Origin of the sequence: Moraxella sp. CTOTU47618 (genome assembly GCF_032017425.1) — a bacterium.
GTDB lineage: Bacteria > Pseudomonadota > Gammaproteobacteria > Pseudomonadales > Moraxellaceae > Faucicola > Faucicola tetraodonis.
Genome location: NZ_DALZPW010000009.1, coordinates 74,124 through 90,573 on the forward strand (window position 1 = coordinate 74,124; position 16,450 = coordinate 90,573).

Genomic DNA, 16,450 nt, shown 5'->3' on the forward strand with positions numbered 1-16,450 from the left:
CTGTTGCTGGTAACTAAAAAAAATTGCTATTTTTGTCATTAATTGTTAAATTCTCGCTAATTGAGTCAATATAAGCTTTCTCTATGAACGACCAATCTGATAATAATATGGCTAGTAACTCAGACGGTTCTGAGCATCATCCTATTCAGCCCAATGACGTCCCTCACGCCGCGGATATTCCAGACTCTCAATTGCAGGACAATCATAGCAAAGACAAGAATATCAAAGATAAGGGCAGCAAAGACGATAATAGTAACAACGTCAATATTAACGATGCTTGCCTGATTAATCGTTCAACGCGAGAATTCAATGACAACATCACCGGTAGAAACAAAAAAAATAAATACCGTCTACTGGGGCTAGTGGGGTTTATTGTATTGGTGCTAGGCTGGTTGTTATTTGCTTGGTATAACACCTTATATGGCACTATCACCCAACCAAAGCAGATGGTGACTATCAATAAAGGTCAAACCTACTATGCGCTGGTAGACGACTGGGATAAAAAGAAAAAGCTGTTCGTCGCGCCACTTGCCAAACTATATATCAAAATGACGGTGGATAAACCGCTTCATCCAGGGGTCTATCAACTGCCTGAAAATCCAAGTTTTGCCAATTATTTAGCCATGCTACAACAAGGTGAAAAAGTCGCTTTTATCAAAGTGCAAATCATTGAAGGCAAAACAGCCAAAGAGTTATATCAACATTTGATGGACAACAAAGGGATTAAAAACGAAGTTATTCATGGTAGCAAAGTTGACGTTGACAAACTTGGGCTCAATATCCCTGCTGACTATCACCCGAATGGCAACCTTGAAGGTTGGTTCTCACCGGACACCTATTATTTCAATGAAGGCAGTAGCGATAAAAAAGTGCTAACGGATTTATTTACCCGTCAACACAAAGCGCTGATGGAAAATTGGAACAATCGCCAAGCCAATCTGCCGTACAAAACACCGTATGAAGCGCTGATTATGGCATCGATTATTGAAAAAGAAACCAGTGTCGAAAGCGAGCGTGGTGAAGTGGCAGGCGTGTTCGTTAATCGTCTGAAGAAAAACATGCGCCTGCAAACCGACCCCACCGTGATTTATGGCATGGGCGATCGTTACGATGGCAATATTCGCAAATCTGACCTTGAAGAAAAAACCGCTTATAACACCTATCAGATTGACGGCTTACCACCGACACCGATTGCCTTGCCAAGTATTGCATCCATTAAAGCGGCACTCCACCCAAATCAAACCGATTCGCTATATTTTGTGGCAACGGGCAATGGCGGTCATAAATTTACCAGTAATTTAGAAGACCATAACCAAGCGGTGCAAGATTATCTGCGGGTGATGCGTGAAAAACGCGCCAGCCAAAACAGCCAATTAGGTCAGTAAAAAACGATACCCATGCAAACAGCCGCAAAAGCCCCCATTAGCCAAAAATTTATCTCATTTGAAGGTACCGAAGGGGTGGGTAAGTCCACCTTGATTGCCAATGTCGCAGCGCATTTGACCGCGCAAGGCATCGACTTTATCCAGACCCGTGAACCGGGCGGCAGTCCGTTTGCTGAGCAGTTACGCGCCATGTTACTTGACCCTGCAACCACCATGACAGAGGACAGTGAACTCTTATTGATGTTTGCGGCACGTGCCGATCATGTGGCGCAAGTGATTTTACCAGCGCTCGCTCAGGGTAAATGGGTGCTGTGCGACCGCTTTACCGATTCCACCATTGCCTATCAAGGGTTTGGGCGCAAACGGGGCGATAGGGCAGAACTTAGCAAAATTGAATTATTGATTAGGCAGTTTGTGGCAAAAATGCCAGATATGACCATTTGGCTAGATTTACCGGTGACAGAAGGGATGAGCCGTGCCAAAAATCGCGGCAAACTAGACCGCTTTGAGCAAAATCAGCTAGCGTTTTTTGAGCGGGTGCATCAAGGATTTGCTTATCAAGCAGCGCAGCAACCGCAGCGCGTCAAACGCATTGATGCGCAGGGTACACCTGATGAAGTGTTGGCAAAAGTTTTGAGTGAGATTAATATAGGCTAGTGAAATATGGGGGTTACCCATTATTTCTTTAAAGTAATCCATACTACAAATGCAATGATAAGTAAGCCTCCAATAAACTGTCCCACTGATGGAAACATGGTTGCAGGCCAGATTAACCCACGCCCCAAATTATAAGCAAAGCCTTTGTAATGATATTTACCGAAGAAAGTACTATAAATTGTATAAATAAAGCCAATGCTGAAATAAATAGCAAATAGCAATGATTTCAAATTTTTCATTATTTAACTCCCAATAAAAATTTAATTAATCCAATAAATAGCCATAAACCAAGTACAAAGAAAATGCCACCAAATCCAAGAAGCCATATCCAAAATCCAGCTAGTAATATTAAGCCAATAATAAATCTCACTTCTTAATCCTTAATTGATTTGATTAGTTTTTGTCACATTGGGCAGCATACTTAAATAATTTGTCATTAAAATCATTAGGTACATAGCCTGTTTCGCCCATTTTTTCTAGGACTTTTTCACCGTAATCATCTTCAATTTTGTCATATACGCACTTACATACATCTTCTCCCATGCCGCCTGTAGCATAGTTACATCCTTGCATAAACTCTTTTTCTACCTTACTGGCACAGCCTACCAAGGCGAAGATAGGTAGGAACACAACTATTCTAAAAAATGTTTTCATTCTAACCCTCCAAATATCCCAAAATAGAATTATCCTAAAATGGGATTATTGCTTAAATGTTTAAAAACATCAATCTATTTGTAAACATTTTATATGTTATTTCGAAAACAATTCACCAACCGATATATGATGAGCTCATTAAGGCATTGATAAAGGCGAGAAAAGAAGCCAAGCTAACCCAGCAACAAGTTGCTGACTTACTTGGAAAACCACAGTCTTATGTCGCTAAAATTGAAAATAAAGAACGCAAACTCGATGTCATTGAATTGATACACTTTAGTGACATTTTAAAGATAAAAGCAAATACATTAATTGCCACTATTGAATGAAAAAAGGTACGATAAACGCACCTTTTCATTAATTGGTAACTTAAAGCAAAATTAAGGCATAGATGGGGTTAAAATCACGTCTGCCGCGACTGGCAAAGTTTGCGGAAAGTCTTTGTTGTAATGCAGTCCGCGCGATTCGTGGCGACGTAGCGCCGAGCGCACAATCAGCTCAGAGACTAGCAGCAAATTACGCAATTCAATCAGATTTTTACTCACCACAAAGTTGGCGTAGTAATCATTTACTTCTTGTTTTAACAATAAAATGCGGTTGAGTGCACGATGCAGGCGTTTATCCGAGCGCACAATACCAACGTAGTGCCACATGCTTTGGCGCAGCTCATCCCAGTTTTGCAGCACGATGACTTCTTCGTCAGGGTCGGCCACATCTTGGCTGTCCCAATCAGGGATAGTAGGAATGGGGGGAACGCGATTTTCTGCAAACGCAGCGGCAATATGACGCGCTGCACTCATCCCGTACACAAAACACTCTAACAGCGAGTTACTCGCCATGCGATTGGCACCATGCAGACCCGTAAAGGACGTTTCGCCCATGGCATACAGATTGAACACGTCGGTTTGGGCGTTTTCATTGACCATCACCCCCCCACACGTGTAGTGAGCGGCGGGTACCACGGGGATTTTATCTTGGGTCATGTCAATGCCCAGCTCTAGTAGCCGCTCATATAACATAGGGAAATGACCTTTAATAAAGGCTGGTTCTTGATGGGTAATATCTAACCAAACATGACGTATTCCCAAACGCTTCATCTCAAAGTCGATGGCGCGAGCCACGATATCACGCGGTGCCAGCTCACCCCGTTCATCGAAGCGAAGCATAAAACGCTCACCTTCTGGGTGTTCTTTGGTTGCTGGCAGGCGCAGGTAGGCACCTTCACCGCGCATGGCTTCGGTGATTAAAAACGAACGCGCTTCTGGATGATAGAGACAAGTAGGATGAAACTGATTAAATTCCAAATTCGCAACGCGGCAACCTGCCCGCCATGCCATCGCGATACCATCCCCCGTAGCAATATCTGGGTTGGATGTATATAAATACGCTTTTGATGCCCCGCCGCAGGCTAAGGCGATAAAGGGTGCGGTAAAGGTCAGCACTTGATTGGTATTCAAATCAAGCGCATATAGCCCCACGGCACGATTGGGCTCGCTAATCGGACTGTAGTTGTGTTTGCTAAGTTTATGGGTGGTGATGACATCAATGGCAGCGACATACTCAAACAGTTTGACATTCGGACATTGTTTGACACGTTTGGCTAACGAGGTAGAAATGGCCACCCCAGTGGCATCTGCCGCATGGATGATACGACGTTTGGTATGACCACCTTCACGGGTCAGGTGCAAGGTTTCGTTCTCATCCAAGGTAAACTTGACACCTTGTTTGAGCAAAAACTCCACCGCTTCTCGGCTATGCTCTACCGTAAAACGTACCGCATCTTCATGGCAAAGACCTGCTCCTGCAATCAAGGTATCATCGACATGCTCATCAACCGAGTCATCATCCGATAGTACTGCTGCCACGCCGCCTTGGGCATAAAAAGTGCTGGCTTCGGTGAGCTTGTCTTTTGCCAAAACCGCAATCGATAGATGGCTTGGCAAGGATAAAGCTAACGATAAACCTGCGCCGCCACTGCCGACAATCACCACATCAAACGCGTGGCGATGGTTAGCCTGTGCTTGCGGCTGGAGAGTTTCTTTGATAGGGGAGTTTGACACATTAACGCTTGCTGTCATAACGCTGACGTCCTTCAAATTAATGAGTTAAAGAGCCAAAAAATCTAAGCAAGCGCTGAGCAAATTGGGTCACCGTGCTACATTTAAAAGGCTGTGTTTAAAAGGCTATTTTAAAAGCTATGGTTAAAAGGCTATGGTTAAAAAGCCATGGGAAAATAAGCTATCATATCAGCTTTTATAAATGATGGCGGATTTTTTCTATGGTTTGTTTTTTAAGTAGCTAGCCCATCTAAATAGCCCATGGTTAAGGCTAAACAGGGTACGACGTATGCAAACGCGCTCGTCTTTGTTTTGCCGTCGCTGACAGACAATGGGGGAAAATGCAAAGTCAGGCGTTTTTTAAAGCAATTTAATACAAAAAACTCGCCTAGCTGTTAATCCATTTTTTGCGATATGATGATAGTTTAAATTGTCATATTCATCATTGCCATTTATAATGGGCGCTTTTTTTATACGTATTTGTCATGCAAATTATTGATTATTCAGTAAATTTAGGTAACGCTTGATATGGGTGGTAGCATGATTGGCAGTTGGCTAGGTCATCTTGGAGCGCTCATTGCCGTCTTGGTAATCCTATGGTCGTGCCTAAAAACCGTGCAACTCAAAGCGCGAACAGATAATCTGCAAATCCTGCTGCAACTGGTCAGTTTCTACGCGCGCTATTGGTTTGTTTGGTTGTTGGTGTGGGCAAACGTGCAACTGCTGTATGACAACCAAATTATTTACTGGCTGCTTATCGCGTTATCCTTGTTGTATATCTATATGAGCTGGGTTGAGCCCAATCGGCTGCGCGTTTCGCATTTTTCAATCAATTTGACCGTATCTGCGACCTATCAACCTGCGACCGATATTTCACTGGCTGCGCCATTATCACAATCTATCAAACGACAAGCTGCAAAAATTGCGGTGCTGAGTGATATCCACATTGGTATATTTTCTAACCCCCATCAGTTAGCGCGTTTGGTAAAATGCCTTAATCGCTTAGATGTTGATGCGGTGCTTATTTTGGGTGATTGGTTATATCAAGCGACAACTTTGGATGCCCAACTAAGCCCATTTAAAACGCTGAACAAGCCTTGCTATACCGTCCTTAGCGATGCCGATACCCAGCAGGTTATCGATGATGCGCAAAATAGCGAACCTGCTAGCAATATGCAGTTAAAGCACATCTTACCAACCTTCGGTATTCAATTATTGCCTGAGCAAGGCTTGTATATTGCAGGGATAAAAATCATAGGCATTCATAATGGCAGTACAATGGATTTACCGCGCGTGATTGAACAGCAGCGCAGCGCGGGGCAGCCATTAGTCATTGCCACCCATGATATCAAGCAGTTAGAAGCCAATCCACGAACCTTAAGTGACGCCAACAACGATACGTTGGTGATTGCGGGGCAAACGCATGGGGGGCAGGTCAATATACCTGTATTGACACCGCTGATGGTCAGAGCATTGACAGGCAATAAACTGGCGGCAGGGTTACGTCAACCCGATATACCCAAACAATCCGACTATCATCCCAAAGCACTCAATGCGGCTAACAAACCCAGCAAACGCTACCAAGTATGGGTGAATACTGGGATTGGCATGACAGGGTTGCCGTTTCGTTTTAATTGTCCCCCTACCATTGATGTGCTAACCATCCAAGTTCAAACGGCTAATACTTAACCAATCCCATTAAACAATCCGACTAATCAGGGTAAACCAGTCATTGCCTTATTATCAGGTTAAGTGGGGTCTATAACCTGTTTTGCTACAGCAATGGAGAAACTTGCGTTTGCTATCAAAGCGCTTAAACTTCGCCCCAAATGTATGCTACACTAGACAAAAATTTTCAAAAAATTGTCGCAGCTGTTACATATTCTACTTAAGGTTTTGTCCAAGGTATTGTTATGACCCCCATTTTAGATAAACTACAAGGCTCTATGGTCGCGTTGATTACACCTATGCATAGCAATGGTGACGTCGATTGGCAATCATTGGCAAATCTCATTGATTGGCAAATCGAGCAAGGTACGGACGTACTGGTATCGGTCGGTACGACGGGTGAATCCGCAACCTTATCCATGCAAGAGCATGTGGATGTCATTGAATTTACCATGAAGCAAGTGGGTGGTCGTATTCCCGTCATCGCGGGTACCGGCGCTAACAATACAGTTGAAGCCATTGAGCTGACCCAGCACGCCAAACAGGCGGGCGCTGATGCCGCGCTGTTGGTTGTGCCCTACTACAACAAACCGACCCAAGAAGGGCTATACTTACACTATAAAGCCATTGCTGAAGCCGTAGACATTCCCCAAGTGTTATACAACGTACCCGGGCGCACTGTTGTTGATATGCAGCAAGCCACTGTCGAGCGCTTAGCGGACATCGAAAATATCATCGCGATTAAAGATGCGACCGGTGACGTGGCGCGTGGTGCCAAACTGATTGAAGCAGTAAAAGGTCGCATGATTGTATGGTCAGGGGATGATGAAAGCGCGTTAGCACTGATGCGTCATGGGGCAAAAGGCAATATCTCAGTGACCGCCAATGTCGCACCAAAAATCATGAGCCAAATTTTTGGCTTGGCACTCAAAGGTGAGTTTGAACAAGCCGAGGCATTAAACCAAAAAATAGCCCATTTACACCAAGATTTATTTATCGAGTCAAGTCCAATTCCTGCAAAATATGCCTTATACAAAATGGGTCATATTGAGCAAGGTATCCGTTTACCATTAACTTGGCTTACCCCAGAACACCAACAAGTGATGGATGAAGCACTTGCCAAAGCAGGTTTACTATGAAAAAAACACGCAGCGCTAACCACAATCGATTCAATGCCCAGCTAGCCCTAGCGATTATTGCCTCTGCTAGCATTGCTATGACAGGCTGTACTACTTTTAAACGTAAAGTTGGCGACAATTCTTTGGACTATACCAAAACCAAAAAACTTGAACCCATCCAATTACCGGCAGATGCACAAACGCTACCTTTTACGCCAGTTTATGCAGTGCCGCAATCGGGTGAAAATACGTTAAAAATCACAAAAGAAGGCAGTAAGCGTTTTGAGCTACCGCGTCCAATTAGTACCGTAAAATAGAGAGTGGCTGACCGCATCTATGATAGTTTGCAGCTGGTGTTGCTAACCGCGTATCAGCCAATCAATGCAACTGTCATAAATTAGCTACACTGAGCCAACCTTAGCCAATCTTAAACAGCCATTTGGGAATTACCATGCAAAAACTCGATTTACTTTATAAAGGCAAAGCAAAATCAGTCTTCGAAACTGACAATCCAGATTATCTGATTTTAGAATTTCGTGATGATACCTCTGCTTTCAACGGCGAGCGTATCGAACAGTTAGCGCGTAAAGGCAAAGTCAATAACCGCTTTAATGCCTTTATCATGCAAAAACTCAGCGAAGCTGGCATCGAAACCCATTTTGAACAGCAATTATCGGATGAAGAAGTGCTGGTCAAACGCCTAACAATGATTCCCGTCGAGTGTGTGGTACGTAATTATGCCGCAGGCAGCCTAGTACGTCGCTTAGGTCTACAAGAAGGTCAACCCTTGACGCCACCTACCTTTGAATTATTCTATAAAGATGACGGTCTGGGCGACCCAATGGTGAATGATTCATTAGCGGTATCACTCGGTTGGGCAACACAAGCACAACTGGATGAAATGAAAGCCTTAACTTTCAAAGTGAATGACGTGTTATCAAAAATGTTTGATGACGGTGGTTTGATGCTGGTGGATTTCAAACTAGAATTTGGGGTATTCAAAGACCGTATCGTACTGGGCGATGAGTTCTCGCCAGATGGTTGCCGCGTCTGGGACAAACAAACCAAGAAAAAACTGGATAAAGACCGTTTCCGTCAAAGCCTAGGTGATGTGGTCGAAGGTTATGAAGAAGTTGCCCAGCGTATTGGCGTGTCTTTGGTTGATGAGTCAGGTCGATAAATCGGACGCATTCATCAAGCTAGCTAATCGCTACAGCGAATCTAATTAAGTCCAATTAAATTTGGATGACATGTGAAATAGATAAACATCTAAAACTGGGGCTTGCTCCAGTTTTGTGTTTTTAGCAGGTTATTTAAGTTTAAATTTAAGTTTAAATTTTTAGCCCTCAATATGATTAACAAAAGAGTCTTTCATTTGGACAACATTATCACTCACCAATATATCAAGCACCCGCTCACCACCTTAACCCAATTCAATCGCAATCCCAGACCTTGGCATATGCCGTTGTTTGTGGCATTTGCGATTAGTTTTCCAGTGATGGTCGGGGCGTATCTGGGTGATTTGCGCATGGGGCTACTCGCGTCACTCGGTGCGATGGTGATTTTAAACTTACCCTATACTGGGTCTTTATTGTCTCGCATGACCACGGTATTGGCGTGTAGTTTTGGGATGGTCGCGTGTTTTGCCGTTGGCTTGGTCGCCCATAACGTGCCCATCCTGACAATTCCCCTGATGTTTTTTGTGACCTTTTGGTGTACGCTGTTTAGCCGTTATTATAAGCTGCCACCGCCTGCTGGGCTGTTTATCATCATGGCGTCAGCGATTGCGCTGTTTATGCCCGCACCCGTGGCACAAATCCCACAGCTGATAGGGGTGGTGGCATTGGGCGCGTTGTTTGCGGGGATGGTGGCGTGTTTTTATGCGTTACTGCTGATTTATAACAAGCCTGTCTTGCCGCTAAAGGCACCGATGCCTGTGCGAGAGATTTTGGGTGATACCCTGATTGTATCAGCGTTTATCGCCTTATCATTGCTGCTCGCGCTGTGGCTAGAGATGCCTAAGCCCTATTGGGTGCCGATGAGCTGCTATGTCATCATGCAAGGGATGAATTTTCAAAGCATGTGGGGCAAGCAGATACATCGGATTGTGGGTACAGCGATTGGTATGCTGCTAGCTTGGCTATTGCTATCGGTGCATTTGAGCGATATGGGTGTGGCGCTAGGCATTTTTGGCATGATGTTTTGTATTGAGACTTTTGTGGTACGCCATTACGGGGTGGCGGTTATTTTTATCACCCCCCTGACCATCTTTTTGGCAGAGTACAGCGCGGTGCAGCCTACCGCAATCAGTGAGATTATCGTCACGCGGTTTTGGGATACCGTGCTCGGCTGTCTCATGGGTGTGCTAGGCGGTATTGTCATTTTATCACCGATAGTGAGGCAAAAATTACAAGTCATTGTTGATAAAATCGTGGCGAAATTGCCAATTTAGCTTTTTTATCCAAAAAAACAAAAAAGCCACTCGATAATCTGGGTGGCTTTTTTATAATCTTTAAAATTCATTGTTAAAAATAATCTTTAAAACTAACCGCTAACATGAATCGCTCAATCCCAAAATAGTCATCACCCCATCGAGTCCTGCGACTGTTACCGCATAATCTGCTTGGTCGCGCACAATTGGTTTGGCGCGATAGGCAATACCGATATCAGCTAGCCCTAGCATTGGCAAGTCATTAGCGCCATCGCCTACAGCAACAGTCTCTGACAGCTTAATGCCTAGACGCTGTGCTACGGCTTGCAAAATTTCGGCTTTACGCTTGCCATCTACAATCGCTGAGGTGACTTCGCCTGTCACTAGATTATCGACGATATCTAGGTCATTGGCATAACTCTCATCCATCCCTAAGCTGTTTTTCACGTATTCGGCAAAATAGTTAAAGCCGCCTGAGACCAATACCACATAGTAACCATGATTTTTTAGTGCGCTAATCAAGCGTTTTGCCCCTGGGCTAAAGGTAATGTGATTGGCAATAATATCTTCGAGCACCTCACTTGATAACCCTTTAAGTAAAGCCACACGGCGAGTAAAGCTTTCGGCAAAATCAATTTCCCCACGCATGGCAGATTCGGTGATCGTATCGACTTGCTCACCAATCCCGGCTTTTTTTGCCAATTCTACAATCACTTCTTGCTCAATCAACGTTGAATCCATATCAAACAACGCCAGTTTATGCGGGCGCACCAATGTCGCAAGAGGCATGACATTGATATCTACGTGATAGAGATTGTTGGCGGCGATTTGTTTGACCCGTTGCGGTAAGTCGCTGATATCGCTATCTAATTCTAGCGTCACAATCCAGCGAATCGTCGTCACAGGACTGGTTTGCTCAGCTTGGGCGAGTGTGTCATTGGCTTGCCAATCAAGCTCATTGACTAAGGTGTCTTGATGTAAGAGGCGAATGGCAGGATGAAGGCTTGCAAGGGTTTGGCTAATTTGGCTCAATAGCCCCAATTCAAACTTGGCAGCGCTTAGGGTAATCGCGTAACTATGGGGAAAATGCTGATTAAGTTGATACAAAAAATTCGTCGTCATGGTAGTTTACCCCTTGTATGCCAAAAAAATAAACATGATAATGTAGCATTTAATCGCTCCTAAAGAAAGTTTAATCTACCCATGAATCATCTAGCCCCCCGTCAAGGCAAATTCGCTATTGTACTACTTATTAGTTTTTGTTTACATTTTTTGATGCTGACTTTTAGTAGTGAAAAATCCCAATACGAGCAGCGTACCCAAAAGGGTGAAAAAATTGTTGAACAGTTAGCCAAAGAAGCCATGGTGGGAATCACCAGCCAAGATAGAATTAGCCTGAGCGTCTTGGCAAACCGCTACCAAGTTGATCAAGAAGTTGCCAAAATTGTCATCAGTGACCAAAACAACCAGCCGCTGGTGCAAACGGGACAAGCGCAAAACGAAGTGGGGCAGGTGATTGACAAGCCCATTATCCAAAATAACCAAGTTCTCGGTCATGCCACCATCACCATGAAAGCGGTCTCCAAAGGCGAGATTGTCAGTAGTCAATGGTTGTTTGTATTAGGGTCAGCAATTTTGCATGGGTTTTTATGGCTGATTTATGGCTACATGGCGCGCCCAACGCAGGAACAGCTTGCGCAATTGGGTGAAAAAGTCCAGCAGCATATCGCGCTTGCCCGTGGTAGCCTAGCATCCACGAGCCCTGTATTGACAGCCGATGGTGAATTGCAGTTAGACGAAGACACCTTGTACAATAAAGCAGGGGATAGCAACGCCACCGCGCAACCAGCCGCCACTGGCAAAACCATCAATGATTTTTTAAATCGAGAAAAATCAAAATCTGCTAAAGACATTCCCCAAACCCAGCCCACAGCGACCAACATGACTGACAATCTGGCTCAAGAAGCGACAGTAGACAGCCAAAAACAACCCGAAATCGAATTACAAATTCATTTTTACGACCAGTATCATCTGCTAAAACGGGTGGCACCTGAAGTTGCAAAACCGTATTTTCAATTGTGTAATCAGCTATTGATGCGCGCATCAAACAGTTTATTTAACTCGTCAAACAATGTGTTAAATCGCTATATCAAAGACGTATATATCAAAGACAACTCGCATTTTAATGCCAACGGCGCGGTCGTTCATCTAGCAGGTAAAGCCGAGCAATTGCCACTGGCAGCGGTGTTATTGTCAAAATTGTTGATTATCCTCAACCAAGTGGTATACGAAAAACACCGTGAGCTATCGCGTTTTGCTTTGCCATTAACCATCGGTACCAGTATCAGTCATCAATTCGATGACGTACAAAAACTGATGGCAAACCACGCCAAAGAAGATGGTTTATTACTCCTATATCCACTGGATTTACTTAAAACGTTAGATGGTAAAGTGCAGTTTAAAAACCTGCAACATCCGACCACTATCACAGAGCGTGAGATGGTTTGGTACAACGGTTTATCAGAAACCTTGATGACCGAACTCATTGCCAAACGCGATGAAATTTTGACCGCCACAGAAAAATAAACGAATCATGGCTATTTTTTCTTTCGCCACTTGACTTGACTGACAAAACCCATTATAAGGCTTTATGAAATTGCAAATTTATCGAATCGACCAGCGAAAGGAGCACTAAATGGCTGATCCAGATATTGATGATAGCTTTGAAGATGACAGTTTTGATGATGATGATGACGCGCGACTGGTGGATGACGACGCATCGGGTCGAAGTCGGGCAAGTAGTCTTGAAAAACGTCGTTTGATTGACAATTTATTGGAAGAAAAGCGTCTAGAGCGCTCACTTAAAGACAGTTTTGATGACGATCTTGATGACTTAGACGATGACGACGATTTTGACGATGATGAGTTGTAAGTCAAGCAAAAGGTTAATACACTAGGTATTAACCTTTCTTTTTTCAATCCGCTTTTTTGATAAAATACTAGGATAACCACCATGGATTTTGATGATTTAATCGATTTTTTAGACAGTGATGACAATGAATTTGGGCTATCGAGCATCGCTACACACGGCTTTTTAACCGCCTCTATTGTCGGCAAACCTTTAGACAATTGGCAAACCTATCTTTTTGAAGGGCATGAAAAACAAGTCAAGCCAGAGGTGCTAGCAGCCATTGAACAGTGGCGTGATGAGCTGCAAGCCATGCTGCAAGATGAGCGTGAAATTGAGCTGCCTTTTGATGTCGAAGAAACTGACTATCTCGATATTGAAAACTCAGAAATCAGCGAATGGTCGGTGGGCTTTGTTGATGCCATGTATGCCAGCGATGACGAAGAAGATGATTGGTTTGATAATGACGACAGCGAAGAAGATGTGGCAATGCTGACGTTACCGATGATTTTGTTTAGTGGCATTGATGAAGACCAACCTGATATGCAAGAGCTACTCAAAGACCCAGAAACCATGAGTCAAATGGCACAAGCCATAGAAAAAAATATCGTTGAGCTGTTCTTACTCTTTCATACCAATGATTAATGGTAGTCACAAAAAAGGGCAATCGCATCGATTGCCCTTTTTTTATTTACCGCATTATTTTTGCTCTAGTTGCGGTACGTCTGAGCCATGGGCATTGGATAACAAACCTGATTGGCTATATAACGCCAATTTAGCCCGGGTATCTGAAATATCTAGATTGCGCATGGTGAGCTGACCGATACGGTCCATTGGCGTGAACGCCGCATCTTCCACTTTTTCCATCGATAGGCGTTCTGGTTGGTAGGTCAAGTTGTCAGATTTAGTATTTAAGATGGTATAGTCATTACCGCGGCGTAGCTCGATGGTGACTTCACCCGTGATAGCTTTGGCGACCCAGCGCTGGGCGGTTTCACGAAGCATCAAGGCTTGTGAGTCAAACCAGCGACCTTGGTACAACAAGCGACCTAGGCGTAAACCATTGATACGGTACTGCTCGATGGTGTCTTCGTTATGAATCCCAGTGACCAAACGCTCATAGGCAATGTGCAACAGCGCCATAGCAGGGGCTTCATAGATACCCCGTGATTTGGCTTCGATGATACGGTTTTCAATTTGGTCACTCATACCAAGACCATGACGACCCCCGATTTCGTTGGCTTTTAAAATCAAATCCACTGGGCTATCAAAGGTTTCGTCATTGATTGCCACGGGCATGCCTTGTTCAAAGCGTACTGTCACTGTTTCTTTGTCGATTTTGACATTTTCATCCCAAAATGCCACACCCATAATCGGCTCAACGATGTGCATGCTGGCATCCAAAAACTCCAAGTCTTTGGCTTCATGCGTCGCGCCTAGCATATTTGAGTCGGTTGAGTAGGCTTTTTCTTTGGACATTTTGTAGTCAAAGCCATTGTCGATTAAGAACTGTGACATCTCGCTACGACCGCCCAATTCATCAATGAAGGTTTGATCAAGCCACGGTTTATAGATTTTAAGGGCAGGGTTGGTGAGTAAACCATAACGGTAAAAACGCTCAATATCATTGCCTTTATAAGTTGAGCCATCCCCCCAAATATTGACATCATCTTCTTTCATGGCAGTCACTAGCATGGTGCCTGTAACTGCACGACCCAGTGGCGTGGTGTTAAAGTAGGGCATACCACCGGTGCTGACATGAAACGCACCACATTGAATTGCGGCAATACCTTCAAGCGCCAATTGCAAACGGCAATCAATCAAACGCGCTTTGACCGCACCATATTGGTCGGCTTTTTTGGGAATGGCGTTGTAATCGTCTTCGTCAGGTTGACCTAAGTTCGCGGTATAAGCGTATGGCAGCGCGCCTTTTTGCTTCATCCAAAGTAGCGCAGCTGAGGTGTCAAGTCCGCCTGAAAACGCGATACCGACTTTTTGCCCGACGGGGACAGATTGTAAAATGGTGGCGTTATTGGTGGCATTGTTTGTGGTATCGTGGCTCATAACCTTTCCTATCAAGTCATCAAAAAATAATCTGTAAAATCAACCTATCGAATTATTGTAACATTTTTGTCAACGTGTTTTTCGCCATTTTTTGACAATTACCCATAATTTGTCGCAATAAAAAAGCCAATCATTTGATTGGCTTTATCGGCTAAATAGCGGTTATTGGTACAAAACTTCGACGATTTCGTATTCGACTTCACCGCTTGGGGTTTGGATTTTGGCTTCATCACCTTCTGATTTGCCAATCAGACCGCGCGCGATGGGCGAGTTAATCGAGATTTTGTTGGCTTTAAAATCCGCTTCGTCATCACCCACAATTTTATAGCGTTTTTGCTCTTCGGTGTCGAGATTTTCAATCACTACCGTGACGCCAAACACCACGCGACCTTCTTGCGGTAGTTTTAGCGGGTCAATGACTTCAGCCCCGCCCAGTTTGGCTTCGATATCGCGAATACGGGCTTCACAAAACCCTTGCTGCTCACGCGCAGCATGGTACTCAGCATTTTCTTTTAAATCGCCATGTTCGCGCGCTTCGGCAATCGCCGCGGTAATACGTGGACGGTCAACGGTTTTGAGCTGTTTGAGCTCTTCTTCTAAAGCCGCGTGACCTTGAGGCGTCATTGGATAACGTTGCATAGGGGATTCCTTTTGTCACAAATAGGGATTCAAACGGCAAGATTGCCAAAGTAACAAGTCACAAAAAATGGTCATCAACACTCGTGATTGACCACTATCTATTTTGTATAGATGAAAAAAACCATGCTAGACAGGGCTACTGCCTAACAAGGTTCTAGTAAAAAATTTGCTGTGCTGCGTCAATCACCACAATAACGGTATTTTACTTGATAACGGCTTGTGATGCAAAGCATTCACTTAATTGACTGCATGAGCCTGACATTACCAAGCTGAGCTAATGGTAACACCCACGGCTTTATTTTCATACCAAGGTAAAATAGTGGCATTATCAAACGGTTGCGTCATCACCAAACCACTGACGACACCCAGCGCGCAGCCAGCAACCACATCACGGGTATGGTGCTTGTCGGCATCCACACGTGACCAGCCCACATAGGCGGCAGGAATCATTGCCATCGAGCCATAGCGCCAGCCATAGCGTTGACCGATGAAAGTCGCGCCCGCGCAAGAATCACTAGCATGCCCTGACGGAAACGAGTAATCTTCGCCATTGGGACGTTCGCCCCACGCGGTGTCATTGGTGGCGTATTTGAGCGCATAGGTAGCCGCCAAATTGGTTGCCATGGTTTTGCCCAATTGATACACGCCTTCTTGGTCATGTTTGGCAAGTGCCATGCCTAAGCCTGCTACTGGGATAGCAATATGCAATATATCGCCCGCTTTTTCGCTATCGCTTTTGGCATATACCGTTGTCGTCGGCGCTAATACAGCAGCGAGCAGTATGACGTTAAAGGTCTTAGAAGGTCGTCTCATGGCATTTACACCCTGATTGTGGTTAGTGGTCAAAACATTGATAAACGTGGCTGTAC

The 16,450-nt window shown here is 44.4% G+C and carries 18 protein-coding genes; 11 read left to right on the forward strand and 7 right to left on the reverse strand.

Annotated elements, in window-relative coordinates:
* Positions 1-83: 83 nt before the first annotated feature.
* Positions 84-1,385, forward strand: coding sequence for an endolytic transglycosylase MltG (gene mltG / locus RTS09_RS08315; protein WP_312536018.1), 1,302 nt, complete (start codon positions 84-86; stop codon positions 1,383-1,385).
* A 12-nt stretch (positions 1,386-1,397) separates the two neighbouring features.
* The gene (gene tmk / locus RTS09_RS08320; protein ID WP_312536021.1) at positions 1,398-2,042 is read left to right on the forward strand and encodes a dTMP kinase; all 645 of its coding nucleotides are present in this window, start codon (positions 1,398-1,400) and stop codon (positions 2,040-2,042) included.
* Between the two features lie 20 nt (positions 2,043-2,062).
* On the opposite strand, the gene RTS09_RS08325 is transcribed toward tmk, so the two are convergent.
* Together RTS09_RS08325 and RTS09_RS08330 are read right to left on the reverse strand one after the other, a co-directional pair.
* Positions 2,063-2,281, reverse strand: coding sequence for a hypothetical protein (locus RTS09_RS08325; protein WP_065253606.1), 219 nt, complete (start codon positions 2,279-2,281; stop codon positions 2,063-2,065).
* Positions 2,282-2,435: 154 nt separating this feature from the next.
* The gene (locus RTS09_RS08330; protein ID WP_065253607.1) at positions 2,436-2,696 is read right to left on the reverse strand and encodes a hypothetical protein; all 261 of its coding nucleotides are present in this window, start codon (positions 2,694-2,696) and stop codon (positions 2,436-2,438) included.
* A 56-nt stretch (positions 2,697-2,752) separates the two neighbouring features.
* Between RTS09_RS08330 and RTS09_RS08335 the strand changes: the two genes are divergently transcribed.
* On the forward strand, positions 2,753-3,025 hold the full coding sequence (locus tag RTS09_RS08335) for a helix-turn-helix domain-containing protein (RefSeq protein WP_065253608.1): 273 nt from the start codon (positions 2,753-2,755) through the stop codon (positions 3,023-3,025).
* Positions 3,026-3,076: 51 nt separating this feature from the next.
* Here RTS09_RS08335 and nadB read toward each other — a convergent pair whose 3' ends face one another.
* A complete protein-coding gene (nadB, locus tag RTS09_RS08340; protein WP_312536027.1) occupies positions 3,077-4,774 on the reverse strand; it encodes an L-aspartate oxidase in 1,698 nt (565 codons plus the stop codon).
* A 519-nt stretch (positions 4,775-5,293) separates the two neighbouring features.
* Here nadB and RTS09_RS08345 point away from each other — a divergent pair.
* The 5 genes from RTS09_RS08345 (at position 5,294) to RTS09_RS08365 (ending at position 9,991) form a co-directional block, all read left to right on the forward strand.
* Positions 5,294-6,442, forward strand: a complete 1,149-nt coding sequence (locus RTS09_RS08345) for a metallophosphoesterase (protein WP_312536030.1) — start codon at positions 5,294-5,296, stop codon at positions 6,440-6,442.
* Positions 6,443-6,666: 224 nt separating this feature from the next.
* Positions 6,667-7,560, forward strand: coding sequence for a 4-hydroxy-tetrahydrodipicolinate synthase (dapA, locus tag RTS09_RS08350; RefSeq protein WP_065253609.1), 894 nt, complete (start codon positions 6,667-6,669; stop codon positions 7,558-7,560).
* Positions 7,557-7,856 (forward strand): hypothetical protein, encoded by a 300-nt coding sequence (locus tag RTS09_RS08355; protein ID WP_051499973.1) that lies wholly within the window; start codon positions 7,557-7,559, stop codon positions 7,854-7,856. The genes dapA and RTS09_RS08355 overlap by 4 nt, the downstream gene beginning before the upstream one ends.
* Positions 7,857-7,990: 134 nt before the next feature.
* Positions 7,991-8,719: a phosphoribosylaminoimidazolesuccinocarboxamide synthase gene (gene purC, locus RTS09_RS08360; protein WP_096488471.1), complete on the forward strand. Its 729-nt coding sequence runs from the start codon at positions 7,991-7,993 to the stop codon at positions 8,717-8,719.
* 171 nt (positions 8,720-8,890) lie between these two features.
* Positions 8,891-9,991, forward strand: coding sequence for an FUSC family protein (locus RTS09_RS08365; RefSeq protein WP_312536035.1), 1,101 nt, complete (start codon positions 8,891-8,893; stop codon positions 9,989-9,991).
* A gap of 99 nt (positions 9,992-10,090) precedes the next feature.
* On the opposite strand, the gene serB is transcribed toward RTS09_RS08365, so the two are convergent.
* The gene (serB, locus tag RTS09_RS08370) at positions 10,091-11,092 is read right to left on the reverse strand and encodes a phosphoserine phosphatase SerB (protein ID WP_312536038.1); all 1,002 of its coding nucleotides are present in this window, start codon (positions 11,090-11,092) and stop codon (positions 10,091-10,093) included.
* An 81-nt stretch (positions 11,093-11,173) separates the two neighbouring features.
* Between serB and RTS09_RS08375 the strand changes: the two genes are divergently transcribed.
* The 3 genes from RTS09_RS08375 to RTS09_RS08385 all read left to right on the forward strand — a co-directional run bounded on the left by RTS09_RS08375 (position 11,174) and on the right by RTS09_RS08385 (position 13,523).
* A complete protein-coding gene (locus tag RTS09_RS08375) occupies positions 11,174-12,556 on the forward strand; it encodes a hypothetical protein (protein WP_312536041.1) in 1,383 nt (460 codons plus the stop codon).
* Positions 12,557-12,665: 109 nt separating this feature from the next.
* The gene (locus RTS09_RS08380) at positions 12,666-12,902 is read left to right on the forward strand and encodes a PA3496 family putative envelope integrity protein (RefSeq protein WP_060995306.1); all 237 of its coding nucleotides are present in this window, start codon (positions 12,666-12,668) and stop codon (positions 12,900-12,902) included.
* A gap of 81 nt (positions 12,903-12,983) precedes the next feature.
* On the forward strand, positions 12,984-13,523 hold the full coding sequence (locus RTS09_RS08385; protein ID WP_312536043.1) for a UPF0149 family protein: 540 nt from the start codon (positions 12,984-12,986) through the stop codon (positions 13,521-13,523).
* A gap of 54 nt (positions 13,524-13,577) precedes the next feature.
* On the opposite strand, the gene argG is transcribed toward RTS09_RS08385, so the two are convergent.
* The 3 genes from argG to RTS09_RS08400 all read right to left on the reverse strand — a co-directional run bounded on the left by argG (position 13,578) and on the right by RTS09_RS08400 (position 16,394).
* Positions 13,578-14,942 carry an argininosuccinate synthase gene (gene argG, locus RTS09_RS08390; RefSeq protein WP_036594535.1) on the reverse strand — a complete coding sequence of 455 codons (1,365 nt, stop codon included), beginning with the start codon at positions 14,940-14,942 and terminating at the stop codon, positions 13,578-13,580.
* Between the two features lie 162 nt (positions 14,943-15,104).
* Entirely contained in the window at positions 15,105-15,581 is a 477-nt protein-coding gene (greA, locus tag RTS09_RS08395; protein WP_007116148.1) for a transcription elongation factor GreA, read from the reverse strand.
* A gap of 261 nt (positions 15,582-15,842) precedes the next feature.
* A complete protein-coding gene (locus RTS09_RS08400; RefSeq protein ID WP_312536045.1) occupies positions 15,843-16,394 on the reverse strand; it encodes a phosphatase PAP2 family protein in 552 nt (183 codons plus the stop codon).
* Positions 16,395-16,450: the final 56 nt, after the last annotated feature.